We start from the raw sequence: 24208 nt of genomic DNA, 5'->3' as shown, positions 1-24208 counted from the left end.
GCCTGCGGTTCGGATCGGAGCCGGCGTCAGCTCCTGGCCCACTGCTGGTTGGTGCCGCCGTTGCAGTACCAGACGTCGACCGACGTGCCGTTGCCGGTGCCCGCTCCGGACGCGTCCAGGCAGAGCGCCGGGTTGGCGACACTGGTCACGGAGAGGTCCGCGTTCACGTTCCACTGCTGAGCCGCCGCGCCGGTGCAGTCGCTGATGACCACGGGGTCTCCCGCCGTGGTTCCGGTGCCTCCCACCGTCATGCACTTGTTGCCGTAGACGGTGAGCTGCTTGTCCGCGTTCCAGTTCCAGGTCTGGTTGCCGCCGGCGTTGCAGTCCCAGAGGTCGAGCTGGGTGCCGTTGGTGGTGCTGAAGCCGGGTACGTCGACGCAGCGACCGGAGGCCACTCCGCGCAGGACCTCACCGGGAGGCGCGGGCGGCAGGTCGTTGACGGGCGGGGTCTTGCCGAAGCCGTAGCCCCAGCGCAGCAGGGCGACGCCGGTGGCGCTGTTGTCCACCATGTTGCCGTCGGCGTCCAGCGACTCGATCGAGTAGGAGTCGCCGAAGCGCAGGCCCGGCCAGTACACGAGCCCCATCCCCTTGCTGCGGGCGGTGTTGGCCACGGAAGCGAGGTACGAGGTGTAGATGTTGCCGTTCCAGGCGCCGTAGTTCAGACCGATGGTCATCGGGGAGCCGGCCTCGTCGATGATGGTCCGGCCGGTGTACTTGCCGAGGCGGGCCTCGAGGTCGGCGGTCCAGTCCGACTGCTTGGTGTAGCTGTTCCAGAAGCCGTAGAAGTGCAGCGACAGCAGCGTTCCGCGCAGTGCGGGTGCCGCGCCGACGCCGGTGACGTTGTCGTTGTAGCCGGTACCGCTGATCACGACACGGCCGCGCGGGACGTCCTTGTGCTGAGCCAGCCAGCCGCTGGTGACGGACACCCACTGGTCCAGGGTGTAGCCGTGCGGCTCGTTCATGGGCTCGAAGTAGACCCGCGGGTTGTGCTTGTACTCCCGCACCACGGTGTTCCACATCTTCGTCCAGGCGGCCGTGTCGTCGACCAGGCCGTCCTTGCTGGTGTCGGCCTCCCAGTAGCTGACGATGACCTTGTCACCGCTCGCCGTGGCCGCGTCGATCGTCGCCCGGTACGACTTCCACCAAGCGGTGCCCACGGACGCCGGGTTGATCGGCAGTCGCAGCGTGTTGGCGCCCAGGTTCTTCTTGAAGCCGCGCACCATCTTGTTCGTGGTGCGGTACACGGTGCGGTAGCTGTCCTTCACGGAAAGCCCGCTCGGCACCACCGCGTCACTGGCGTAGTTGTCGCGCGGGTCCGCCCAGTTCACGCCACGGAAGTCACTGGTACCGCCCTTCGACGCGGGCTTCCCCGACACATAAGAGGCGGGCGCGGCGGCCTGCGTCTCGGGGGCCTGCTGGGCGAGGGCGGGGCCGGGGGCGGTCAGCACCATGAGGGTCGCGCCGAAGCCGGCCATGAGCACACTGGCCAGTCGTCTCGACCTCGTCGGGGTCTTGGTCATGTCGTTCTCCAGTGACGGGAAGCGCGGAGGGCGGAGTGCGGGTTCGTCACCTGAGCCGCGTCAGTGAGGAACCAGGGTCCGGATACAGCCACTCGGACCCGTGTAAACCGGCCATGGTTACGTAACCATGGCCGGACACTGACACGGTGCCGACCCCGGTGACAAGAGATGTGACGCTTCCGAAATGCCACGGACTTCTTGATCCAGGGGTGCGGCGGTGGCCACGGCTCCACTTACAGGGGCCATCTGACGGGCCGCGCTCGCCGACGACCCGGTTCCGCTACGGGCCGTCCCGCACCTGCCGGTGGCCGCCTTCCCTCGCCCCGGGCGACGACCACGACATACAGGGCCGTCACCTGGGCCCAACGGGCCCGACCCCTCAACCGCGGTCCCGCCGGGACGGAGCCGGGCCGCTGCTCTCCCGCACGATCAGTTCCGGCTCGGCCCACAGGGGCAGGGCCGGGGCCGTATCAGGCTCGAGGAGCCGGTGGAGCAGGCCGAAGCAGCCCCGGCCGAGGCCTTCGAAGTCGAGGCGGACGGTGGTCAGGGCGGGGTGGGCGTACGCGGAATGCGGGGCGTCGTCGAAGCCCACCACGCTCAGGTCGCCCGGCACATCACGGCCCGCCTCCCTGGCCGCGCGGAGGACGCCGAGTGCCAGGTCGTCGTTGCCGCACAGTACGGCCGTGACCGACGGGTCGGCCAGCAGCGAGCGGGCGACGAGGTAGCCGGAGCGAGGGCTCCAGCCGGCGGCCAGGGGTTCGGGGACGGGCTTGCCTGCCGCCCTCAGGGCGTCGCGCCAGCCCTCGCCACGCTGGCCGATGCGGGTGGTGGAGGACGGGATCGCCAGGTAGTGCACGGTCTCGTGGCCGAGGCCGAGGAGATAACGGGTGGCCTGGGCCGCGGCCGCCCGGTCGTCCAGCCAGAGCTCGGGCCGGTCGCCGGGGCGGCCGCCCTCGGGCCGTTCCACGGCCGCCGCTGCCGGGAACGCCGCGGGCAGTGCCTGCCATGCCGATACGCCGGGTGCGTCGAAGGCGATCACCAGCACCGCCTCCCCCGGCCGGCTGATCCGGGCCGCGACATCCGCGGGCTGCTGGGCCGAGCCTGCGTCGAGCACGCTGATCCCGACCGCGAAGCCGGCCGCCCTCGCCGCCTCCTCGATGCCCTTCAGGGTCGCCGAGGCACCGTACAAGGACGTGTCGGAGGTCAGCACGGTCACCGAACGCACCGCACCGCCGGCCAGCGCCCGGGCCATCCGGTTGGGCGTGTAGCCCAACTCGGCGATGACATCCAGGACTCGGGCCCGGGTCGACACCTTGACCTTGGGGTCACCGTTGACGACCCGGGAAACGGTCTGGTGCGACACGCCCGCCTCTTTGGCGACGTCCCGGATGCTGACGGCCTTCGACGTCTGCGGTCCCCCGGCCGACCGGGGGGCGGGGGTCACTTCGTGCATGTGGAGAGGGCTCCTCGTATGCCTGTCACCCGAACCGGACCGACTGCCTGAACGGACAAGGACCTTCACTCTGCGTGTGGACGACGAGGTGGTCAACGGGTAGCCGACCGTAGCCGACGGCGGTCCTCGAGAGGAAAGTTCGCGAGGAGTATTGCGGAGGGCAAATGTTACCGCTCACACTACCCCTGCATCACCGACGCGTCACAGGCGACGACGGGGGCCGACGGGGTCCCCTGTTCCCCGAGTCCGCCTCGTGGCCGCCCTGATGCAGCAGCCTTGCTGCAGCTCTCCGCCATCTCCCGCATCACCTCCCGCATCACCTCCTCCCGCCGCATCGTCCGCCGTCGAGCCCTCCCGGAGCCCAAAATTGTGAACGGTAACATTTCTGGGCCCCGGAGAGCGCTCCGGTCGTCAGGTTCCGTGGGCCCCCTGGGCCCGGACCGGGCGAATCTCCACCTTCCCCTCCGCGCCGGCTCACGGCACACGCCTGGACAAGGCGTTGCCCTTACATCCGCAGCTGCCACCGTTCATTCGCATGAGGAAAGGGTTGATCCCGTGTCATCAGGGAGAACCGTCGTGTCCCACTGGGCACGACGTGTGGCCGTCCAGGCATCGGTCCTCGGCCTGGCTTTCGCCGGGCTGATGGTCATGGGCGGTGGCCGGACGGCGTCGGCGGACCTGGGCCGGACCGAGCCGCTCGCGGTGACGACCAACCAGGTCGCGGTTCCGTCGGCACCGATGGGCTGGGCCTCCTGGAACAGCTTCGCCAGCAGCATCGACTACGCCACCATCAAGGCCCAGGCCGACGCCCTCGTCTCGTCGGGCATGGCGGCCGCCGGCTACAAGTACGTCAACATCGACGACGGCTGGTGGCAGGGCGCCCGCGACAGCAACGGCAGGATCGTCACCGACGAGAGCCTGTTTCCCGGTGGCATGAAGGCCATGGCGGACTACATCCACAGCAAGGGCCTGAAGGCGGGCATCTACACCGACGCCGGCAAGCAGGGCTGCGGCTACTACTACCCGACCACCAGGCCCGCGGCGCCCAACACCGGCAGCGAGGGCCACTACCAGCAGGACATGCAGACGTTCCAGGAGTGGGGCTACGACTTCGTCAAGATCGACTGGTGCGGCGGCAACGCCGAGGGCCTCGACCAGGAGACGACGTACAAGGCGATCAGCGCCGCCAACGACGCCGCCGCCGCGGTCACCGGCCGCAAACTGGTCCTGTCGCTCTGCGAGTGGGGCACCGGCAACCCCTGGAACTGGGGCGCGGGCACGGCCCCGATGTGGCGCACCAGCACCGACGTGATCTTCTGGGGCAACAGCCCGTCCACGGCCAACATGCTGGCCAACTTCGACAAGACGCTGCACCCCTCGTCCCAGCACACCGGGTACTACAACGACCCCGACATGCTGATGGTCGGCATGAACGGCTTCAGCGCCGCCCAGAACCGCACGCACATGGGACTGTGGGCGATCTCCGGCGCCCCGCTGGTGGCCGGCAACAACCTCGCCACCATGAGCTCCACGACCGCGTCGATCCTCAAGAACCCCGAGGTCATCGCCATCGACCAGGACGCCCGGGGCCTTCAGGGCGTCAAGGTCGCCGAGGACACCAAGGGCCTGCAGGTCTACAGCAAGGTCCTGTCGGGCACCGGCAAGCGGGCGGTGCTGCTGCTCAACCGCACCTCCGCCGCCGCCTCCGTCACGGCCCGCTGGACCGATCTGGGCCTGACCTCGGCCTCCGCCGCCGTACGCGACGTATGGACCGGGACCGACGCGGGCATCTTCGGGACCGGCTACACCACCGGCGTCCCGGCCGGCGAAGCGGTACTCCTCACGGTCTCCGGCACCGAGGCCTCGGGCACCACCTACGAGGCGGAGTCCTCGTCCAACACCCTTGCCGGTACCGCCGCCGACGCCACCTGCGCGAACTGCTCGGGCGGCTCGCTGGTCGGCTGGATCGGCAACGGCTCCGCCAACACCCTGACGTTCAGGAACGTCAACGCCTCGACGTCCGGCGTGAAGCTCGCCACCATCGCCTACGTCAACGGTGACAGCACCGCCCGTACGGCGACGCTCCAGGTCAACGGCCAGCAGCCCACGGTGGTCTCGTTCCCGCCGACCGGCTCCTGGACCACTCCCGGCACCGTCTCCGTGCAGGTCGGTATGGCCAAGGGCGCCAACACCATGAAGTTCTCCAACAGCGGCGGCTGGTCGCCCAACCTCGACGCCGTCCTTCTTCAGGGCATCGCGGGCACCAACGGCAACGAGATCGTCGGAGCCGGCTCCGGCCGGTGCCTCGACCTCGCCAAGAACTCGATCACCAACGGCACCCAGGCCGCCCTCTGGGACTGCGTCGGCGGACACAACCAGACCTTCACGTCCGCGTCTCGCGGCGAAATCGTGGTCTACGGCAACAAGTGCCTCGACGCCGACAACAGCGGCACCACCAACGGCACGAAGGTCATCATCTGGGACTGCACCGGCGGCACCAACCAGAAGTGGACCGTCAACGCCAACGGCACCCTCACCAACAACCAGTCCGGGCTCTGCCTCGACGCCTCCGGCAGCGGCACCGCCAACGGGACGAAGATCGACCTGTGGACGTGCAACAGCGGGAGCAACCAGCAGTGGACGCTCAACTGACGGACTGACGCGCCGCCCGACCCCGATCGGCGGACGGACCGGATTCGCCGGCCCGTCCGCCGACGCATGCCGGCCGACCACGAGGCTCCGCCCGCGAGCAGGACACCGACGCCACCCGCGACCCCTCTGACGCAACCCACGACAGCAAATACTTGGCTAGCCACATGTTTGCTGTTACGTTAGTTATGTGTCCAGCCACCTAAATGGGCGGCGGCACGGGAGGAGTCGTCATGAAGGCCATCCTGTTCGACCGTTTCGGAAGCACGGACGTGCTGCACGAGGCGGAGATCGAAGTCCCGCAGCCCGGCCCCGGGCAGATCCGCGTCCGCGTCAGGGCGGCCGGGCTGAACGCGCTGGACGGCAAGATCCGCTCCGGTGCGATGGAGGCCGCGTTCCCCACCCCGCTCCCCGCCGTCCCCGGTGCCGAACTCGCCGGCGTGGTGGACGCCCTGGGTGAGGGCGTGCAGGACGTGCAGGTCGGTGACGAGGTCCTGGGCTGGTCGGACACCGGCTCGTACGCCGAGTACGCGCTGGCCACCACCGTGGCCCCCAAGCCCGCCGGCCTCGACTGGCAGCACGCCGTCGCCCTGCCGGTGGCGGGCGAGACGGCCGAGCGGGTGCTGAACCTGCTCGGCGTCACCGCCGGGGAGACCGTGCTGATGCACGGCGCGGCCGGCGCGGTCGGAACCCTGGCGGTCCAGCTCGCCACGGCCCGCGGAGCGCGCGTCATCGCCACCGCGGGCCCCGCCAACCAGGACTACCTCACCTCGCTCGGCGCCACCGCGACCCTCTACGGCGAGGGCCTGGTCGAGCGGGTCCGGGCGCTCGCCCCCGAGGGCGTGGACGCGGTGTTCGACCTGGCCGGGAAGGGAGCTTTGGAGGATTCCATCGCCCTGCGCGGCGGCACCGAGCGCATCGTCACCATCGCCGACTTCCGCGCGCACCAGCTCGGCATCACCTTCTCCACCGGTGGCCAGGAACGCTCGGCCGCCCGCCTGGCCGCCCTGGCGCAGGACGCCGCGACCGGCAAGGTCGTCACCACCGTCACCGCCTACCCCCTCGCCGAGGCGGCCACGGCCCAGCAGGTCAGCGACGCCGGCCACGGCCGCGGCAAGCTCGTCCTCACCGTCGACTGATCACATCCGACACCACACCCGCACCCCACCGACCACCCTCACCACCCCCAAGGACCACTCATGCTGAACGCCCTGTGGACACCGACCACCGTCGGCGCCATCTCCCTCTCGCACCGCCTGGTCATGGCCCCCATGACCCGTGACCGCTCCACGCCCGAAGGTGTCCCCACCGAGCTCAACGCCGAGTACTACGCCCAGCGGGCCTCGCACGCGCTCATCATCACCGAGGGAACCCAGCCCAACGCCGACGGCCAGGGCTACCTCCTGACCCCCGGCATCCACAACGACGAGCAGATCGCCGGCTGGCGCAAGGTCACCGACGCCGTGCACGCGGCCGACGGCCGGATCGTCATCCAGCTGATGCACACCGGTCGTATCTCCCACCCCGACAACACCCCTCACGGCCGTCAGCCGGTCGCCCCTTCGGCGGTCCAGCCGCAGGGCGTGATGTTCACCGCGTCCGGGCCCCAGGAGATGCCGACACCCCGTGCCCTGTCGACGCAGGAGGTCGAGTCGACCGTCGACGACTTCCGCCGCGCCGCAGCGGCCGCCGTCGCGGCAGGCGCCGACGGTGTGGAGATCCACGGCGCCAACGGCTACCTCGTGCACCAGTTCCTCGCCGACAACACCAACCAGCGCACCGACCAGTACGGCGGCTCCCTCGACAACCGCATCCGCTTCGCCGTAGAGGTGGCCGCCGCCGTGGCCGACGAGATCGGCGCCGACCGCACCGGCCTGCGCATCTCCCCCGGCAACCCCTACAACGACGTCGCCGAGTCCGACACCGCCGAGCTGTACCCGGCACTCCTGCGCGCCCTCAGCCCGCTCGGCCTCGCCTACCTCCACGTCCTCCACTCCGGCGACGAGGAGCTGCTGGGCACCCTGCGCGCCCTCTGGCCCACCACGCTGATCCTCAACCGGGCGGGCACCGACCTGCCCACCCGCGCCAGGGACATCGACCACGGAAGGGCCGACCTCGTCTCCGTCGGCGCCCTCGCGCTCGCCAACCCCGACCTGGTCGAGCGGCTACGCTCTGACGCGCCGCTGAACACCCCCGACCCGTCGACCTTCTACGGCGGCGGAGTGGCCGGCTACACCGACTACCCCACCCACACCGTCTGAGGAACCAACCATGGCCGCCCCGACACCCCGCACTCCCACGACGGCCGGCGAGGGACCGATGAGCTACGCGATCTTCAAGCTCGCCCGCGCCCACCGCGCCCGCGCCGCCGCCATGCTCCGCGAGATGGACCTGCATCCCGGACAGGAGCTGCTGCTGATGCAGCTCCTCGACCGGGACGGCCAGACCCAGTCCGAACTGCTCGACAGCGTCGGCCTGGACCACTCCACGGTCTCCAAGTCCCTGCGCCGCATGCAGGAGGCGGGCCTGCTCGTGCGCGAGCCGGCCGCGCACGACCGGCGCGTCATGGTCGTCCACCTCACCGACAAGGGCCGTGCCCTGCGCGAACCCCTGGCAGCCATGTGGCGGACCCTGGAGGTCGCCTCCGCACGGGACCTGTCGGCGGAGCAGGCGGAGTCCTTCGTCCGCATCGCCTACGCCATCACGGACGCGATCAACAGCAGCGGCCCTGCGGCGGAAAAGCCCGAGTAACTCCACCGGACAGTGCGGCAGTTGACGATGGCCCGTGCTGAACGGAGCCACGCGCCCCAACTCCCCCGTACGCCGGGAGCGCGGGGGTCGGAGCCTCAGCGCCAGGGGCAGACGCGAGCTGTCCCGGCGGAATGACGGGGCAGGGCAACGCCCCCCGCGGGGCCGCGGCTCTTCCCCGCCGCGGTCGGGCCTCACATCGAGGACAACCGCATCACCCGCGTCCCGGGCGCCTTCGCCCCCCCCCGGCCCCCCAAGCTGCGGGCCGGCCGTGACCCCCACCGCGGATCCGCCCACCACAGGCCCGCCCCCTGAGCACCCCGGGCGACGGCATCCACGCCCGCGGCTCCCCGCCCCGCCCACCCATCCCCCCACTGACCTGATGGAAATGAGGCATCCATGGCCACCACCGGCTCTACCCCCCTCCCCCTCCCCCTCCCCGTCCTCGTCGTCGGCGCGACCGGATCCCTCGGCGGCAAGGTCGTCGACGAACTCCTGGGGCGCGGCAAGAACGTCCGCGCCCTGGTCCGGCCGACCACCGACGCGAGCAGGCTCGAAAAGCGGGGTGTCGAGATCGCCCGCGGCGACATGCTCGACCTCGACTCCCTCGTCGCCGCCATGAACGGCGCCGACGCCGTCGTCACCACCGCCGCCGGCTACACCCGCGGCGGCAAGAACGCCAACGACATCGACACCGTCGGCAACGCCAACCTCGCCGAGGCCGCCCACCGCTCCGGCATCCGACGGTTCGTCCTGACCAGCATCCTCACCAGCGACCAGACGCCCCAGGTCCCGCACTTCTGGCACAAGAAGCTCGCCGAGGACAGGCTCGAACAGCTCGGCGTCCCCTTCGTCGCACTGCGGCCGGGAGCGTTCCTCGACCAGATCGCGACCATGGCGGGCGACCCGATCGTCAAGGGCCGTCTGACGTGGATCGGCAAGGCCACCGTCCCGCTGACCTTCGTCCACACCTCCGAGCTCGCGGCGTACCTGGCCGCCGCAGTCGACGCCGAGGCCGCCGACGGTGAGCGCGTCGACATCGGCTGGGACCGTCCGGTCAGCATGCGCGAGATGGCCGACCTGATGGGCAGGCGGGCCGGGAAGAAGATCAAGGTGTGGGCCGTGCCCTCGGTCGTCGCCCGTGCCGCGGGTGCCGTCGCCGGCCGCTTCCTGCCCCTGGTCAAGGACATGGCCGCGATGTTCAGCTGGTTCGACACCGGCCGCTACGTCGCCGACACCCGCCGCCAGGAGCAGCTGTTCGGCCCCGTGCCCACGGCCGAGGACGCCCTCGCCCGGTACACCGACGAGCTGGGCACGGCACGGCAGCGGTGACGGGCCCGCATGCCGTTGCGGTCAGGTGGTGAGGCCGGCGTCGCGGGCCACGAGGGCGGCCTGGACGCGGTTGGTGACCTCCAGCGCGGTCAGGATGCGGCTCACGTGTGCCTTGACGGTGCTCTCGCGCATGGCGAGCCGGGTGGCGATGTCGGCGTTGGTGTCGCCCTGGGCGAGCAGCGCGAGCACGTCCCGTTCGCGGGGTGTGAGCCGCTCCAACCGGGCCTGGGCGGCTGCGACTTGGGGCTGTTTCGTGGCGTGGTAGCGGTCGATGAGGCGCCGGGCAGCGGTGGGGTGGAGCATGGCCGACCCGGCGGCCACCAGGTGGACGGCCCGCAGGATCTCGGTGGGGTCGGTGTCCTTGAGGAGGAACCCGTCGGCTCCGGCGGCGAGGGCGTCGTAGACGTATTCGTCAAGGTCGAAGGTGGTCAGTGTGATCACTTTCGGGGAGTGCGGGAGGGCCCGTAGCCGGGTGGTGGCCGTGATGCCGTCCATGCGGGGCATCCGTACGTCGACGAGGGCCACGTCGATGCGGTGTGCCACGGCCAGCTCGAAGGCCTGCAGTCCGTCGGCGGCCTGGGCCACGACCTCGATGCCGGGATCGCCTTCGAGGAGGTCGGTCAGGCCGAGGCGGACCAGGGCGTCATCGTCGACGATCATGGCGCGGATCATGTGGGGGTGCCGTTCTGCTCGGTGCCGAGGGGGTGGGGGATGCGCGCGGCCACGCGCCACGCGCCCGCGCCGGCCGGCCCGGCGTTCAGATGGCCGCCGAGGGCGGTGACGCGTTCACGCAGGCCGACGAGTCCGTAACCGCTGCCGACGGTGTCCGTGCGGGGAGTGCCGGCGGGGTTGGTGACCTCGACGAGGGTGGCGGGCGGCCGGTAGTCGACGCGTACGGTCACCGGAGCGCCGTCGGCGTGCTTGCGGGCGTTGGTCAGTGCTTCCTGGACGACGCGGTGCACGGCCAGGCGGTGGGTGGTGGGCGCCTGTTCGGGACGGCCGTCGGTGGTCAGCTCGACGTGCTGGCCGGCGGCGCGGGCCTCGTCCGCCAGTTCCCCCACCTCCCTCATCACCGGCGGGAGCGCGGCTCCGGCCGGCGTGGCGTCGGGGTCGCGCAGCACACCGAGTACGTCGCGCAGATCGGTGAGGGCTTCGACGGACGCCGTGCGCAGCAGGCCGAGTCGTTCGACGACCGGGGCGGGCAGCGTGTCGCCCTTGGTGGCCAGCACGCCGGTGTGCAGGGCGATCAGGCTCAGGCGGTGGGCGAGGACGTCGTGCATCTCGGCGGCGATACGGGACCGTTCCGCGATGCGGGCCGCTTCCTCGCGCAGCTGGGACTCGACGCGCAGGTGCTCGACGTCGGCCGCCAGTGCCTGGACCAGGCGGCGCCGGCCACCCCGCCACAGCCCGACGAGCACGGCCAGCACCGGAAGAAGCAGGGTGGACGCGTAGGACTGTGCCGTCCACAGGGAGGTGGCCCGGTAGCTGAGCAGGTTGGCGCCCAGGGCGGCGACGGCACATCCCACCGCCACCCGCGCCCGGCGATCCATGGCCAGGTCGAACAGGGCGACCGTCAGCAGCGGCAGTAACGGCCATCCCCACCATGCCGTGGCCACGGTGACCAGCAGCGGTGCGACGGGCCAGCGCAGCCGGGGCACGAGCAGGGCCGTTCCGCACACCAGCGCCGCGGTGACGACGGGGGCCAGGTGGCGCCCGTCGAACGACATGTCGTTCAGCGCGGCGGCCACTACGCACAGCGCAACGAGTGCGCCCCGCCCGTAGGCCGCCCACCTGTGGCCTTCTCTGCTGCTCACCGGGCCCATGCTAGGCAGGCCGGTGTGCCGTTCCGTCCGGCGATCGACGATGCTCACCCCCTACTTTCGTAGGGGCACGCCGTCGCAGAACTGCGGATCCGATGCCGGACCCGGCTTTCTAGCGTCGATTCCATGAACGACTGGACCACCTCCCACGACCGTGTCCTGGCGCAGCGCAACGCCGAAGGCTGGATGTTCCTGATCGAAGCGGCCCGTGATCTGCGCACCACGGGTGCCATAGCCCCCAGCGGTACGGCCCTGGCCCGCGCGCTCACCGAGCCGGTACGGGCTCAGGCGCCCCGCCCGCTGGCGGTGCTGGAGGCCGGTGCCGGCACCGGTCCGGTCACCCGCGCCCTGATCCCGCGGCTCTCCCGCGGCAGCCGCCTGGACATCGTCGAGACCAACCCCCGTTTCGCCGCGCGACTGCGCCATCTCGTCGCCACGCACCCGCACCTGGCTGCCAGTCCGGCGCAGGTGACCGTGCATCAGACCTACGTCGAGCAGCTCGACACCGACCAGCGGTACGACGTCATCGTGTCGGGGCTCCCGCTGACCAACTTCACGCCCGCGCAGGTCGAGCGGATCATGGCCCGCTACCTGGAGCTCCTCCACCCCGGCGGCACCCTGACCTACTTCGCCTACCTCGGCACCCGCAGGGCCCGCGCCCTGACGGCATCGCGAGCCGAGGCCCGCAGGCACGCCGCCGTCGACGAGATCATGGCCGCCTACCAGCGGACGTACGCCACGGGCCGCTGGACGGTATGGGCCAACCTGCCCCCGGCCTGGGTCTGGCACCTGCAACGTCCCCTCCTCTCCGCGGAGCGCCCCGAGCCGCAGCGCGACGGGGCGAAGCCGTGAACGCGCTGTCCGACCTCCTCGGCGACCTCCCGCCGACCGCGGCGTACGCGGTGGTGGCCGCCGCCGTCCTGGCCGAGTCGGTCCTTCTCGTCGGCGCTTTCATCCCCACGCTGGCCCTGCTCCTGACAGCCGGCGCACTGGCCCGCACCGGCTCTTTCAGCCTTCCCCTCGTCATCGCCGCCGCGGCCGGAGCCGTGGTGGCGGGCGACCTCCTCGCCCACCGCACCGGCAGGTTCCTCGGCGACCGGCTGCGCCAGGGCCCGATGGGCCGTCGAATACCGGGCGCCGCCTGGCACCGGGCCGAGACGCTGATGACGCGCCACGGCGGCCGGGCGGTCTTCCTGGCCCGCTTCCTGCCGGTGGTGCGCACCCTCGCCCCGCACTCCGCAGGCGTCATCGGCCTGCCTTACCGCCGCATCGCCCCGTACAGCGTCGTCGCCGCGTGTGTATGGGCCACGGCGGAAGCCGGTGTCGGATATGCCGCCGCGACCTCTCTCCAGCGCGTCCTCACCCTGGGCGGCCCTGCCCTCGCCCTGGCCGCGCTGGTGGTGATCGGGGGCGTCCTGCTGTGGCGGACATGGTCAGGCAGGCCGGACGAGGCCGGTGTCGAAGGCGAAGATCACCGCTTGGACCCGGTCCCGGACCCCGATCTTGGTGAGAATGCTGCTCACGTGTGACTTGACGGTGGACTCGGCGAGGGACAGGTGTTCGGCGATCTCGGTGTTGCTCCAGCCGGTCGCCATGGCGGTGAGCACCTCGCGTTCGCGGTTGGTGAGACGGGCCAGCTGACGTTGCTGTTCGGGCGTGTGGCCCGGCAGCCGGCTGCCGAAGGCATCGATGAGCTTGCGGGTCAGACCGGGCGAGATGACGGCGTCCCCGGCGGCCACCGCGCGGATGCCGGCGACGAGTTCGTCGGGCATGGCGTCCTTCAGCAGGAACCCGGAGGCCCCGGCGCGCAGGGCGTCGTAGGCGTATTCGTCGAGGTCGAAGGTGGTCAGGACCAGGATGCGGGAGCGGCCGCCGGACTCGACGATGCGTCTGGTGGCCTCGATGCCGTCCATGCCGGGCATACGGACGTCCATGAGGACGACGTCGGGCTTGAGCTCGGCGGCCTTGCGGACGGCTTCGGCGCCGTGGGTGGCCTCACCGATGAGGGTGAGGTCGGGGTGCTGTTCCAGGAGCATGCTGAAGCCGAGGCGTTGCAGTGCCTGGTCGTCGACGATGAGCACGGTGGTCATGTGCGGGGGTGCTCCGTTGTTGTCGTAGGGGTCGTGTTGACAGGCGGGGCGGTCAGGAGGCGGGCGTGGACGCTCCAGCCGCCCTCGCGGTTGGGCCCGGCGGTGACCCGGCCCTGGTAGATGGCCGCGCGCTCGCGCATCCCGACCAGACCGCGGCCGCTTCCGGTGCCCCGTCTGCGGGACCGGGGCGTCCGCGGGGGGCCGCTGTCCTCGACATCGACCTCGACCGTGTCGGAACCGACGGCCACCCGGACGCTGACGGAGGTGTCGGCGGCGGCGTACTTGAGGGTGTTGGTGAGGGCTTCCTGGACGATGCGGTAGACGGCGAGCTGGAGACCGGGGGCCGGTGCGGTGAGGTCGCCGTCGGTGCTGAGGGTGACGGCCGTACCGGCCGCGCGGACCCGTTCGATCAGCGGATCGAGGTCGGCCAGGCCGGGCTGCGGGGCGAGCGGGGCCTCGTGCGGCCGGTCGCTCTCGTCGCCGATGACGGCGAGGAGGCGGCGCAGTTCGGCGAGGGCGCTGCGTCCGCTGCCGGCGATGATCCGCAGGGTCTCGGCACCGCGGTGCGGCTTCGCCTCGGTCAGGCCCGCGGCGCCGTCGGCCAGACCGACGATCACGGCGAGGGTGTGGCCGAGGATGTCGTGCATCTCCTTGGAGACGCGGGCGCGTTCCTGGGCGACGGCGAGGCGGGCCTGCTGGTCCTTCTCCTTCTGCAGGGCGGCGATGACGACGTTGACCAGGCGGGTGGCGAGGCCGAGGCCGGCGATGGCCGTCACGGTCACCACCCCCAGGAGGATGAGGATTTCCGGCCGTGCGGCGTACTGCAGCCGCCCGTCGCGCCAGAGCGTGGCAGCCCAGGCGACGAGCTGTGTCAGGGAGACGGCGACGGCGATGAGCAGCCGGCCGGGGGTGGCGAAGCGGCCGACGTTGAACAGGGCCACCATGCGGGCGACGTCGGCACTGGCGTTGGCGCCGTGCAGGGATCCGGTGGTCTCCGTCAGCACGGCGCCGGCGGTGACGAGCGCGAAGACCAGCATGGGCCTGCGCTCCCGCCACAGCAGCGGAACGGCCACGGCGACGGTGAGGACCAGCTCTTCGGCGACCCCGGATCCGCCGACGGGACGGAGCACGGACGGCAGTCCCAGGGCGGCGCAGAACAGCGGTACGCCCCACCTCCGGACCCGGGGGTGGGCCCGGTCCGCCCACCGCCAGGACGACAGCCACGCGATGATCGACACGATGACACGCTGCTCGGCGTCGTTCGTCAGCGCCTCGGGCAGCTCGGGCCGGGAATCGTGCGGCGGCGTGGGGGTCAAGGTCTGTGCCCTTCGCGGTGCGGGCGGGCGGCGCCTTGGGCGGAGCGCCGACCGGGACCGATCCCTCTTCCGTGATCGTAAGAGGTCCTGCGTGGACGGGCCTGCCGGGCCCGGACTTCGGTACGGGGTTGCGTCATTTTCGCGGCTGCCATGAGGCGATCCTGTAGAGCACGGCAGCGGCCATGCCCTGCTCGCCGCGCGCGTTCGGGTGGACGGCGGCGGCCGGGCTGGAGGGCTGGAGGGGCTCTGTCCAGCGGGTTTTCTGCGCGGAGCAGGCGTCGTGACCGACGGACGGGGCGTAGGTGTCGACGTACGTCGCTCCCGCGGCCTCGGCCTGCTCGTGCAGCATGGTGTTGAGCTGCTCCCCCTTGTCGTGCAGGTAGTTCGCGTCGCCGGGTGCGAGGGGAAGCTCCCTGCCGCAGCCCTTCCCTTCGGCGGGCAGGATCGACGGATAGCCGACGACGTAGACCCGGGCCTTCGGCGCGCGCCGTTCGATGGCGGCCAGCGCCGCGGAAAGCCTTCGGCCGGTTGCCCGGATCCTCTGTGTCACTTCGTCGGTGCCGCCGTCCACGTACTGCTTCTCGCAGGGCGCGTCGTCGGAGAAGAGACGACCGCTGCCGGCCGCGCGGTACATCGCGCCCATCGTGACGCATTTCGTGACCGCCGAGCCGAAGCCGATGTCGTTGCCGCCGATGCCCAGGGTGACCAGTCGCGTCCGTGTCGAGAGGGCCGCGAGCTGGGCGGGGTTGGTGCCGTCGGACGTCTTCTGCGGCGCGGTGAGCGCCGTGATGGTGGCGCCGCTGCAACTGACGTCATGGAAGTCGGCGGCGGCACGCCGAGTTGGCGTGCCACCAGGGCGGGGTAGTTGTGGTCGGAGCGGTCGCAGCCGGCCGGTGTCCCGGACTGTCGGGGGATCTTCGGGCCGGAGGTGTAGGAGTCGCCCAGCGCGACGTAGGGCCCCGGCCGGGGTCGCTCGTCTCGGAAGCCGTCCCGGTTGCCGTCCGGCCGTCCGACGAGGACGGCGGTGAGCAGAACGCCGCAGCTCACGAGTCCGGCCAGAGCCGCGCGTGCGTAGGCTCCCATGGGTTTTCTCCTGTCGTCGGGGCGGTGCTGGACGGGGCGAGCACGTGGAGGACGACGTGGACGGTCCAGCCGCCGTGCGGGTTGGGGCCGGCGGTGACCTCGCCCCGGTAGGGGGCGGCGCGCTCGCGCATGCCGACCAGGCCCCGGCCACCACCGGTCGGGCACGTGGGGTGCACAAGCCGGTGCTGCGGCTCGCTCTCGTCAACTCCTGCGCAAGGGGTTCTTCAGCAGCTTCCTGCGGGCCGGTGCCTGCGACTGCGTCGAGCCGGCCTGCTGGGCGGGTGCCTGCGTCTCCGTGTCGTCGGAACCGCGGACGCCGGTGGAGGCGTGGGAGGTGCCGTGGTCGTCCGAGCCCGCGTGGACCCCGGCGGCGACACCGGTGAGTACGGGTTCAGGCGCGGAGTCCGGCTGCTCGACTTCGAGCGCGTGGCGCAGCTTCTCGCCCTCGACGTCCACGTTCGGCAGGACGCGGTCCAGCCACGTCGGCAGGGTCCAGGAGCGGTGGCCGAGCAGGGCCATCACCGCGGGGACGATGGTCATCCGGACGACGAAGGCGTCGAAGAACACGGCGGCGGCGAGCCCCAGCCCGATCGACTTGATCAGTACCTCGTCGTCGAGGAGGAACCCGGAGAAGACGGAGACCATGATGACCGCGGCGGCGGTGACCACCCGGCCGCTGTGCCGGAACCCTCCCACGACGGCCTGCGTGGGTTCGGCGCCGTGGACGTACTCCTCGCGCATCCGGGAGACGAGGAAGACCTCGTAGTCCATGGCGAGTCCGAACACCACGCCGATCAGCACGATCGGCAGCAGGCTGACGATGGGTCCGGTCTGGTCGACGCCGAAGACGTCCTTCAGCCAGCCCCACTGGAAGACCGCGACCAGGACACCGAGGGTCGAGACCACGCTGAGCAGGAAGCCGAGGGCGGCCTTGAGCGGGATCACGATCGACCGGAAGACCAGCAGGAGCAGGATCAGGGCCAGCCCTACGACGATGGCCAGGTAGGGGACGAGGGCGTCGGAGAGCTTGGTGCTGACGTCGATGTTGACGGCGGTCAGGCCGGTGACCATCAGGTCGGCACCGGATTCCTGGTGCAGGGTGGTGCCGTGGTCGCGGATCTCGCCCACGAGGTCCTTGGTGGCCTCGCTGGTGGGGGCGCTCTTGGGGACGGCGCCGAGCAGGGCCACGTCGCCGGCCTGGTTGAAGGAGGGAGGACGGACGGCCGCGACATCGTCCAGCTTGCTCAGCATGGTGTACGCGTCCTGGGCGGCCGCCTTGGGATCGTCGCTGCCCCGGGCGTCGACGACCACCGTGAGCGGGCCGTTGAAGCCCGGCCCGAAGCCCTTGCTGAGGGTGTCGTAGGCGATGCGCTGGGTGGTGCCGGGGGGCTTTCCGGAGTCGTCGTTCAGGGCCATCTTCAGGGACATCGTGGGGATGGCCAGCAGGGCCAGGGCGGCCACCGAGACCGCGAGCACCTTGACCGGGTTGCGGGTGACGAACTTCGCCCAGCGCACACCCATCGACTCGCCCTCGCCGCGCTCCAGCGCCTTCATACGGCGGGTGTGCAGCCTGCCCTTCATGATCCGCGGGCCGGCGAAGCCGAGGACGGCGGGCAGCAGGGTCAGCGCGATGATCACAGCGACGGCCACGGCGAAGGCGGAGGCCAGGCCCATGGAGGTGAGCATGCCGATGCCGATGACGCTCAGGCCGCTGAGCGCGACGATCACGGTCAGGCCGGCGAAGACGACCGCCGACCCCGCCGTGCCCAGGGCACGTCCGCACGCTTCCTCGGGTTCGCGGCCGTCGCGGATCTCGTTGCGGTAGCGGGAGACGATGAACAGGGCGTAGTCGATGGCGACGGCCAGGCCCAGCATCAGGGCGAGGGTCGTGGAGGACGAGGCCAGGTCGAAGAAGTGCGTGGCGAGCGTGACCGACAGGACGGCCGCGGCCACCCCGAGGATCGCGGTGAGCAGGGGCAGTCCGGCCGCGATCATCGAGCCGAAGGTGATCACCAGGACGACGGCGGCGACCCCGACGCCGATCAGCTCGGCCGCCTTGCTGGTGGCCTTGTTCTCGACGGCGTTGCCGCCCAGGCTCACCTTCAGTCCCGCCTTCCCGCCCTGGGCGACGATCTCGGTCTGGACGGCGTGTGCCGCCCCGCTGACGTCGGACTGGGCGACCTTGTAGGACACCTGGGTGTAGGCGATGGTTCCGGACCTGCTGACCAGGCCGCTGCTGAAGGGGTCGGTGACGCCCGACACCTGCGGCGACTTCTCCAGCCTCGCCACCAGGGACTCGACCTCGGCCCTGTTGGCGGCGGAGGTGAGCTTCTGCCCGCTGGGCGCCTCGAACACCACACGCGCGGTGGCGCCGTCGGCGGAGGCCTGCGGGAACTCCTTCCGCAGTAGGTCGATCGCCCGCTGCGACTGGGTGCCGGGAACGCTCAGGGCCCCTGAGGAGGTGCCGGGCGCGGTCATGGCGCCGATGCCGATGGCGGCCAGGACGGCGACCCACAGCATCACGACGACCCGTCGTCGCCGGAACGCCAGCCGGCCGAGCCGATAGAGGAAGGTGGCCACGGAGTACTCCCACCAGGAGAAGAGATCATTGGGTGAGCCGGTCCTGACTGACCCGCGACCTCAACGTAGGAGCGGTATCGGGCGACCATCCCGTACTGGGGAACCGAATCCGGCGGGGCCGGTTAGTACCCCAGTACTAGGAGCGTGTTCCGGTCGACGCCTGCAAGAGCGGCAGCCGCGCCTGCGTCACCGCGCGGTCCTGGTGGATCAAGAGCGCGACGGCAACCTCAGCGCCGAGCGGGAACTCACTCCGGCACCCGGATCGGGGTCGCCGCGACCGGCTCACGACGGGCGGTGTCGACGAGCGCGGGTCCGGTCACGCACACACCAGGTGGCCGACGGGAGCCCCTGGAAGCGCCGGATGCGACCCGGTTTCCGGGGCGTGGCAGCCGACGGGAGGTGTCCCGCGGTATCCGGTGATCAAGTGCTGCCCACGCCTCAGCCTCAACCCTCGGTTGCCCTGTCGGGCGGAGATCAGCGTTGGTTCAGTTGCATGGAGAGCTTGTGCGGTGCGCGGACCGCTTGGCCGACGGGGCGGATGGTCTGGCCCGGGACGGGGCGGAGCTGCCAGCGGGCTGCCAGGGTGGCGAGGGTGAGCGTGGCCTGGGTTCGGACGAATGTGTCGGCGATGCATTTGCGCGGTCCGGCCCCGAAGGGCACGAAGGTGCCGGGTGCGGGCTTTTCGATGGCGTCCCAGCGGTCCGGGGCGAAGACGTCGGGGGCGACGTAGCTGTCGGGACGTCGGTGGAGTTGGTAGGGGCTGAAGACAACGGTGGTGCCGGCTGGTAGCGGGTGTCCGCCGAGCTCCGTGTCAGTGGCGGTAGTCCGGGTGAGCAGGAGCGAGTCCGGTGGGTACAGGCGCAGCGTTTCGGTGACGATGTGGCTCGTCAGCTCAAGGGCGCCCAGGTCGGTGAACTGGGCAGGACGGCCGGCGAGCACCGAGTCGACCTCGCTGTGCAGCCGTGTCCGGATGTCGGGGTGGGTGCCGATCAGGTGCCAGGCCCAGCTCAGGGTGATGGCGGTGCTGCCCACTCCGGCGAGGAGGAACGTGATGACCTGGTCGTGGACCTCGGCATCGCTCAGGCACACACCCTCCGCGTCGGGGCCCACCAGCAGGGACATCAGATTCTCGGGAGGGGCCCCCGTGGCACGGAGGTTCGACAACAGGGCGTCCGTGAGGTGGCGCACGTGAAGGCGGGCACGCTCGTATCGGCGATTGCCCGGCGTAGGGAGCCTGTGGAGCAGTGGCATCGGCCATGTCATACGGCGGGTGATGCCGTCGACGAGGGCGTCGATGCTCGACGGCAGTGCCGGGACGTCGGAGTTGTCGGCACTGGGGTCGAACAGACACCGGACGAGGACCGCTGTGGTGAGCCGGTGCATCGCGTCGGGCACGTCGAGAGTCTGACCGTTCTCCCAGGGCGCCGTGAGTGCTGCGAGTTCCTCGGCCATCACCTGGGTGTGGCCTGGCATCCTGTCTCGGTGGAATGCAGGCTGCACCCGTCGACGCTGCCGCCGGTGCGCCGAGGCGGGGCAGGTTCCCACGCCATTTCCCCCGATTTCCCGCAGCTTGTCGTAGAGAGGGCCGCCTTTGTCGAAGGTGCGGTCTTTGAGCAGGAGTTGGTGGACCAGCGTGGGATGACACACCACGTACGCCGTGAGTGTGCCCAGCCGGACGCGCACGAGATCACCGTGGCTGGACAGCGACTTCAGGAAGTCGAGCGGTTTGAGAGCGAACCATGGTGCATGGCCGAGCAGAGGCAGTGCTCTTGGGAGGGCTGTCATCGTGTAGGAGGGCGACGGGACTTTCGTCGCCTCCGGCTCGGATCCGCAGCGAGCTGCCGCGGGGTCGGTTTCGCTTCGCATACGGGTGGCTCTCCGCTGGGACACGGGCCGCGACGGCGTCGTGTGCTGGGGGCTTGACGGCCGTGGCCGTGGCGCGTCGGCGCATGGGATCTGGTGTGTTGGCCAACGCGGTGGCGTCGCGTATGTCACGCCCCGCGGCCTGACGTCACACGCACGAACCGCAGAGCGCCGGTGGGCCTGTCGGGGACTGTCCCTGTGCAGGTAGGGGATCAGCGATCGGATCGTGTCCTTTGCTCCGGGCGGGCTGTTAGCCCTGCGTAGCCCCTGGGGTTATTTCGTGCCGTCGCGGGGGTGTTGCAGTACGCCGTCGCCTTACTTCTTGGTGGACCGGTGATTCAGCGTCCGAATGCTGTCGACGGATGTTTCATCAGATATGAGCGAGAGCAGAGCGGCTTCCACCCCGACATCGGAATGGTCCTGCACGCCAAGGGCCGAGCACCGCAACTGAGCCGGGTGCAGGAGCAGATCGCGTCCCGCATCGAGCGGATGCCGACGCTCGCGTGCAGGGTCGTCAGGCGCGGACGCCGGACGGTGTGGGAGACCGATCCGGCCTTCGCACCGTACGACCACGTTCACGAGGTCAGGACCCCGAAGGGCCCGACTGCCCTGGACGAGGCGGTGGACGCGCTCCTCGGCTCCCCTCTGGACGAGAAGGTGCCGCGCTGGGGAGTGTGGCTGATCCACGACTATTCCGACAGCGAGTACGTGCTCTTCTACCGCGCTCACCACGGCGCCCAGGACGGGCAGGCGGTGATGGACGCGCTGAGAGCATTGTTCGGAACGGAGCCGCCCGTCTCCCCGGAACGTGCGTCCCTCGCCGTACCGCCGGCAGGTCGGTTCTGGAGGCGCCGGATCCCGGTGCGCGCCGTCGCCTGGATGCTGGCCGATGCGGTGAAGAGCCTGCGTGCTCCGGTGAAGTGGTCCTCACCGCACACTCCGAGCGGCGAGGCTCGCGTCGTATCGGCAGCTGTGCCCGAGGCGTGGCTGCGGGCCACCGGACGGGCGCTGGGGGGCACCTCCAATGACGTCTGCCTGGCAGCTTTGGCGCAGGCTCTGCGTACCTGGCTGCCGGCGGGCCGGATCGCGCCCGAACAGCGCAGCCGCGAACTGTACGTGCATCTGCCCGTCTCCACGCGCACACCGGAAGAACGGTTCACCGTGGGCAACAGGCTCTCGGCCGTCCGTATCCCCCTGTCGTTCTGGGAGGAGTCCCCGACTGCCCGTGTCACTGCCATCGCCCGGGCGACTCGCTCGGTCACGACCGACGGCATGCGCCGCGCACTGCGTGCACAGGTGGGCCTGCCGGAGTGGCTTGTCTACCGGATCTTCCGAAGTCTCGCCGCGAAGAGCGAGGACAGCCTCGCCACGTCCGGTCTCATGCGTCTCCCAGGCCGGCTCGCCATGGGGGACGACCCGATCGAGACGGCGGTGCCGACCGCGTTCGTGCACAAGGATCTCTTCGAGATGGCATTCCTCGCCCACAAGGGCCAGGTCGTCGTCAGCGTCACCTTTGATCGCGCCATGGAAGAGGTCGGCCACCTCGTCGCCCTGTGGTCGGATGCGGTGGAGCGCCTGCACCACGACATCACCCTCAGCCGCGATGAGCCGAGGCGGACGACCGTGCCCTCACCGTGACGCCACCCCGCCCGCCAGGACACGCACACACCATGAGGGGAACTGCCGCGAGCCGGCCGCTGTGCGGGCCGTGGCCGGAGGGAGACAGGAATGCCGAAGGCTCTGGTCACCGGCGCAAGTTACGGGATCGGCGCGGACATCGCCCGCGCGCTCGCCGGACGCGGACACGATCTCGTCCTTGCCGCACGCAGCGGGGATTCCCTCGACCGGCTCGCCGCCGACCTGGAGTCCGCGCACGGGGTCACGGTGCGTACCCTGCATGCCGACCTGGCAGTCGAAGCCGATATTGAGCGGGTGGCCGAGGCGGTGCGCGACGTCGACATCCTGGTCAACAACGCCGGCTCCGGATTGGGAACGTCCTTCGAACGCACCGCCTGGACCCAGGAGCAGCGGATGCTGACGCTCAATGTCGTCGCACCCGTACGCCTGTTGCACGCCGCGCTGCCAGGGATGTTGGATCGAGGCCGCGGGCGGGTCCTGAACGTCTCGTCGGTGGCCGCTACCGGTCCTGTCTGGCAGGGGACGACCTACGGGGCGTCGAAGGCGTTCGGCCTGGCACTGACCGAGTCGCTGGCCTACTCCCGCCGCCTGCGCACTTCGCCGGTCGCTCTGACCGCTCTGGTGCTGGGACACACCACTTCACGGTTCCACGAACTGGCGGGGATCGCTCCCTCGCCGCCGCTGCTGACCCTCGCGTCGCCGTACGTCGCGGAGCGGGTGGTGCGGGTCCTCCACCGGCGCCGCCCGCCCGTCGTCTGCGTGCCGAGCCTGCGCTACAAACTGATCACCGGTCTGTTGCGGCACCTTCCGCGACGAATCCTGACGCTGCCCGGCCTGGCCGACGACTTCACGACCGTGGCACTCGGAGACGCCGGCCCGGGTGCCCGAGTGCCGGAGTCAGCAGGGAGTGATGGCGAGCACGGCGTTCTGGCCTCCGAAGCCCGCGGACACGGAGAGTGCCAGCTGTAGCGGCTTCTCCCGACACTTGGTGGGGATGTTCAGGGCTACCGCCGGATCGAGCTCGTCCAGATTGGCGGTCGGCGGCACGAGGCCCTGCTCGACCGCCAGCACGGTGAGGGCCGCTTCCACCGCACCTGCCGCCCCCATCAGATGCCCGGTCACCGCCTTGGTGGATGTCACCAAAGGACGGTGGGGAAACAGCTCGGCCAGCACGGCCGCTTCCACCCTGTCGCCCAGCCGCGTACCAGTGCCGTGGGCGTTGACGTGCGAGACGTCTTCCGCCGATGCGCCGGCCCGGGCGAGTGCCTCGCGCATGGCTGCCGCGAGACCGGCACCGTCGGGGTGGGGCTTCATCACATGGTGAGCGTCCGAAGAGGCACCGAACCCCCTGATGCGGGCCCGCGTCCTCGCTCCGCGAGCCCGTGCGTCGGGATCGCGCTCGAGGACCAGCATCCCGGCACCCTCACCCATGACGAGGCCGTCACGCCGTAGGTCGAAGGGACGCAAAGCGCCCGCAGGGTCGTCGAAACGATGTGACAGCGCACCGACCCGGTCGAGACCGGCGACATAGTAAGGCGGGATCATGGCATCGGCGCCACCGACCAGAGCGACGTCACAGCGCCCCAGGGCCAGAAGGTCCAGCGCCGCACCGATGGCGGTCGCCCCCGACGCACACGCGGTGTTGACCGTATGGCTCGGCCCCCTGGCACCGAATTCGATCGCCAGCTGCGCCGAGACGGAGTTGCCCAAGGAGGCCGGCACCGCATACGGCGACAACTCCTGTGCGCCCGCTTCCAGCAGCACGCGGTGCTCGGTCTCCAGCGTCCCGGCTCCGCCGTAGGTCGATCCCACGATCACCGCGACGCGAGCCCCGTCCCAGCGCGCTGGATCCAGACCGGCATCGCTCAGCGCCTCGTGTGCGGCGAGGAGTGCCAACTGAGTGCACCGATCGGGCCTACGGTAACGGGCCTGGCCGAGGCGCGCCGCGTCGAAGTCCGGGACGGAGCAGGCCAGGTGCGGGACCGGCGTCGGCGGCCCCAGTGCCGCAGTGGGCGCTCCCTCGCACACCCGGTCCCAGGTGGCGTGCCAGCCGTCGCCGGCCGGTGACACCACGCCGAGGCCGGTGACGCACACGTCCTGGACGGTTCTGCGCAAG

20 protein-coding genes are annotated in these 24208 nt (G+C 70.8%); 9 read left to right on the top strand and 11 right to left on the bottom strand.

What is annotated here, in order from left to right; translation table 11 throughout:
• Positions 1–26 precede the first annotated feature (26 nt).
• Positions 27–1520: a ricin-type beta-trefoil lectin domain protein gene (locus ACZ39I_RS02415; protein WP_467241954.1), complete on the bottom strand. Its 1494-nt coding sequence runs from the start codon at positions 1518–1520 to the stop codon at positions 27–29.
• A gap of 379 nt (positions 1521–1899) precedes the next feature.
• Positions 1900–2973 carry a LacI family DNA-binding transcriptional regulator gene (locus tag ACZ39I_RS02410; protein ID WP_467241951.1) on the bottom strand — a complete coding sequence of 358 codons (1074 nt, stop codon included), beginning with the start codon at positions 2971–2973 and terminating at the stop codon, positions 1900–1902.
• Positions 2974–3615: 642 nt separating this feature from the next.
• Here ACZ39I_RS02410 and ACZ39I_RS02405 point away from each other — a divergent pair.
• The 5 genes from ACZ39I_RS02405 to ACZ39I_RS02385 all read left to right on the top strand — a co-directional run bounded on the left by ACZ39I_RS02405 (position 3616) and on the right by ACZ39I_RS02385 (position 9702).
• A complete protein-coding gene (locus ACZ39I_RS02405) occupies positions 3616–5625 on the top strand; it encodes an RICIN domain-containing protein (protein ID WP_467243297.1) in 2010 nt (669 codons plus the stop codon).
• 230 nt (positions 5626–5855) lie between these two features.
• Complete coding sequence (locus ACZ39I_RS02400; RefSeq protein ID WP_467241947.1) at positions 5856–6761, top strand: NADP-dependent oxidoreductase; 906 nt, start codon at positions 5856–5858, stop codon at positions 6759–6761.
• Positions 6762–6821: 60 nt separating this feature from the next.
• Positions 6822–7883 carry an alkene reductase gene (locus ACZ39I_RS02395; RefSeq protein ID WP_467241946.1) on the top strand — a complete coding sequence of 354 codons (1062 nt, stop codon included), beginning with the start codon at positions 6822–6824 and terminating at the stop codon, positions 7881–7883.
• Between the two features lie 10 nt (positions 7884–7893).
• Positions 7894–8373, top strand: coding sequence for a MarR family winged helix-turn-helix transcriptional regulator (locus ACZ39I_RS02390; protein WP_467241944.1), 480 nt, complete (start codon positions 7894–7896; stop codon positions 8371–8373).
• A 396-nt stretch (positions 8374–8769) separates the two neighbouring features.
• Positions 8770–9702 (top strand): SDR family oxidoreductase, encoded by a 933-nt coding sequence (locus ACZ39I_RS02385; RefSeq protein ID WP_467241940.1) that lies wholly within the window; start codon positions 8770–8772, stop codon positions 9700–9702.
• Positions 9703–9723: 21 nt separating this feature from the next.
• Here ACZ39I_RS02385 and ACZ39I_RS02380 read toward each other — a convergent pair whose 3' ends face one another.
• Together ACZ39I_RS02380 and ACZ39I_RS02375 are read right to left on the bottom strand one after the other, a co-directional pair.
• Positions 9724–10374 carry a response regulator gene (locus ACZ39I_RS02380; RefSeq protein WP_467241938.1) on the bottom strand — a complete coding sequence of 217 codons (651 nt, stop codon included), beginning with the start codon at positions 10372–10374 and terminating at the stop codon, positions 9724–9726.
• On the bottom strand, positions 10371–11525 hold the full coding sequence (locus ACZ39I_RS02375; protein ID WP_467243296.1) for a sensor histidine kinase: 1155 nt from the start codon (positions 11523–11525) through the stop codon (positions 10371–10373). The genes ACZ39I_RS02380 and ACZ39I_RS02375 overlap by 4 nt, the downstream gene beginning before the upstream one ends.
• 123 nt (positions 11526–11648) lie before the next feature.
• Between ACZ39I_RS02375 and ACZ39I_RS02370 the strand changes: the two genes are divergently transcribed.
• Together ACZ39I_RS02370 and ACZ39I_RS02365 are read left to right on the top strand one after the other, a co-directional pair.
• Positions 11649–12374, top strand: a complete 726-nt coding sequence (locus ACZ39I_RS02370) for a class I SAM-dependent methyltransferase (RefSeq protein WP_467241935.1) — start codon at positions 11649–11651, stop codon at positions 12372–12374.
• Positions 12371–13051 (top strand): DedA family protein, encoded by a 681-nt coding sequence (locus tag ACZ39I_RS02365; protein ID WP_467241932.1) that lies wholly within the window; start codon positions 12371–12373, stop codon positions 13049–13051. The genes ACZ39I_RS02370 and ACZ39I_RS02365 overlap by 4 nt, the downstream gene beginning before the upstream one ends.
• Here ACZ39I_RS02365 and ACZ39I_RS02360 read toward each other — a convergent pair.
• From ACZ39I_RS02360 to ACZ39I_RS02335, 6 genes are all read right to left on the bottom strand, one after another.
• Positions 12956–13612 (bottom strand): response regulator, encoded by a 657-nt coding sequence (locus tag ACZ39I_RS02360; protein ID WP_467241929.1) that lies wholly within the window; start codon positions 13610–13612, stop codon positions 12956–12958. The two genes, ACZ39I_RS02365 and ACZ39I_RS02360, sit on opposite strands and share 96 nt — an antisense overlap.
• The gene (locus tag ACZ39I_RS02355) at positions 13609–14928 is read right to left on the bottom strand and encodes a sensor histidine kinase (RefSeq protein WP_467241926.1); all 1320 of its coding nucleotides are present in this window, start codon (positions 14926–14928) and stop codon (positions 13609–13611) included. Before ACZ39I_RS02355 ends, ACZ39I_RS02360 begins: the two co-directional genes overlap by 4 nt.
• 133 nt (positions 14929–15061) lie before the next feature.
• Positions 15062–15718: an SGNH/GDSL hydrolase family protein gene (locus ACZ39I_RS02350; protein WP_467243295.1), complete on the bottom strand. Its 657-nt coding sequence runs from the start codon at positions 15716–15718 to the stop codon at positions 15062–15064.
• 253 nt (positions 15719–15971) lie between these two features.
• Positions 15972–16142, bottom strand: a complete 171-nt coding sequence (locus ACZ39I_RS02345) for a hypothetical protein (protein ID WP_467243332.1) — start codon at positions 16140–16142, stop codon at positions 15972–15974.
• Positions 16143–16212: 70 nt separating this feature from the next.
• Entirely contained in the window at positions 16213–18591 is a 2379-nt protein-coding gene (locus ACZ39I_RS02340) for an MMPL family transporter (protein ID WP_467241924.1), read from the bottom strand.
• A 474-nt stretch (positions 18592–19065) separates the two neighbouring features.
• Entirely contained in the window at positions 19066–20376 is a 1311-nt protein-coding gene (locus ACZ39I_RS02335; RefSeq protein WP_467241921.1) for a cytochrome P450, read from the bottom strand.
• A gap of 411 nt (positions 20377–20787) precedes the next feature.
• Here ACZ39I_RS02335 and ACZ39I_RS02330 point away from each other — a divergent pair, with 411 nt between their 5' ends.
• Positions 20788–22092, top strand: a complete 1305-nt coding sequence (locus tag ACZ39I_RS02330) for a wax ester/triacylglycerol synthase domain-containing protein (RefSeq protein ID WP_467241918.1) — start codon at positions 20788–20790, stop codon at positions 22090–22092.
• Positions 22093–22182: 90 nt separating this feature from the next.
• Positions 22183–23061: an SDR family NAD(P)-dependent oxidoreductase gene (locus ACZ39I_RS02325; protein WP_467241914.1), complete on the top strand. Its 879-nt coding sequence runs from the start codon at positions 22183–22185 to the stop codon at positions 23059–23061.
• Here the strand turns inward: ACZ39I_RS02325 and ACZ39I_RS02320 are convergent.
• Positions 22990–24186, bottom strand: a complete 1197-nt coding sequence (locus ACZ39I_RS02320; protein ID WP_467241912.1) for a beta-ketoacyl-[acyl-carrier-protein] synthase family protein — start codon at positions 24184–24186, stop codon at positions 22990–22992. The genes ACZ39I_RS02325 and ACZ39I_RS02320 overlap by 72 nt on opposite strands.
• Positions 24187–24208 lie beyond the last annotated feature (22 nt).

This window comes from Streptomyces sp. NPDC024687 (assembly GCF_055559055.1).
This window is presented reverse-complemented; position numbering and strand designations above follow the sequence as displayed.

What these genes read in the sequence shown, in the direction of transcription:
- ACZ39I_RS02415 (WP_467241954.1), bottom strand. Translation starts at nt 1,520, where the DNA reads ATGACCAAGACCCCGACGAGGTCGAGACGACTGGCCAGTGTGCTCATG.
- ACZ39I_RS02410 (WP_467241951.1), bottom strand. Translation starts at nt 2,973, where the DNA reads ATGCACGAAGTGACCCCCGCCCCCCGGTCGGCCGGGGGACCGCAGACG.
- ACZ39I_RS02405 (WP_467243297.1), top strand. Translation starts at nt 3,616, where the DNA reads ATGGTCATGGGCGGTGGCCGGACGGCGTCGGCGGACCTGGGCCGGACC.
- ACZ39I_RS02400 (WP_467241947.1), top strand. Translation starts at nt 5,856, where the DNA reads ATGAAGGCCATCCTGTTCGACCGTTTCGGAAGCACGGACGTGCTGCAC.
- ACZ39I_RS02395 (WP_467241946.1), top strand. Translation starts at nt 6,822, where the DNA reads ATGCTGAACGCCCTGTGGACACCGACCACCGTCGGCGCCATCTCCCTC.
- ACZ39I_RS02390 (WP_467241944.1), top strand. Translation starts at nt 7,894, where the DNA reads ATGGCCGCCCCGACACCCCGCACTCCCACGACGGCCGGCGAGGGACCG.
- ACZ39I_RS02385 (WP_467241940.1), top strand. Translation starts at nt 8,770, where the DNA reads ATGGCCACCACCGGCTCTACCCCCCTCCCCCTCCCCCTCCCCGTCCTC.
- ACZ39I_RS02380 (WP_467241938.1), bottom strand. Translation starts at nt 10,374, where the DNA reads ATGATCCGCGCCATGATCGTCGACGATGACGCCCTGGTCCGCCTCGGC.
- ACZ39I_RS02375 (WP_467243296.1), bottom strand. Translation starts at nt 11,525, where the DNA reads ATGGGCCCGGTGAGCAGCAGAGAAGGCCACAGGTGGGCGGCCTACGGG.
- ACZ39I_RS02370 (WP_467241935.1), top strand. Translation starts at nt 11,649, where the DNA reads ATGAACGACTGGACCACCTCCCACGACCGTGTCCTGGCGCAGCGCAAC.
- ACZ39I_RS02360 (WP_467241929.1), bottom strand. Translation starts at nt 13,612, where the DNA reads ATGACCACCGTGCTCATCGTCGACGACCAGGCACTGCAACGCCTCGGC.
- ACZ39I_RS02345 (WP_467243332.1), bottom strand. Translation starts at nt 16,142, where the DNA reads ATGCGCGAGCGCGCCGCCCCCTACCGGGGCGAGGTCACCGCCGGCCCC.
- ACZ39I_RS02335 (WP_467241921.1), bottom strand. Translation starts at nt 20,376, where the DNA reads ATGACAGCCCTCCCAAGAGCACTGCCTCTGCTCGGCCATGCACCATGG.
- ACZ39I_RS02325 (WP_467241914.1), top strand. Translation starts at nt 22,183, where the DNA reads ATGCCGAAGGCTCTGGTCACCGGCGCAAGTTACGGGATCGGCGCGGAC.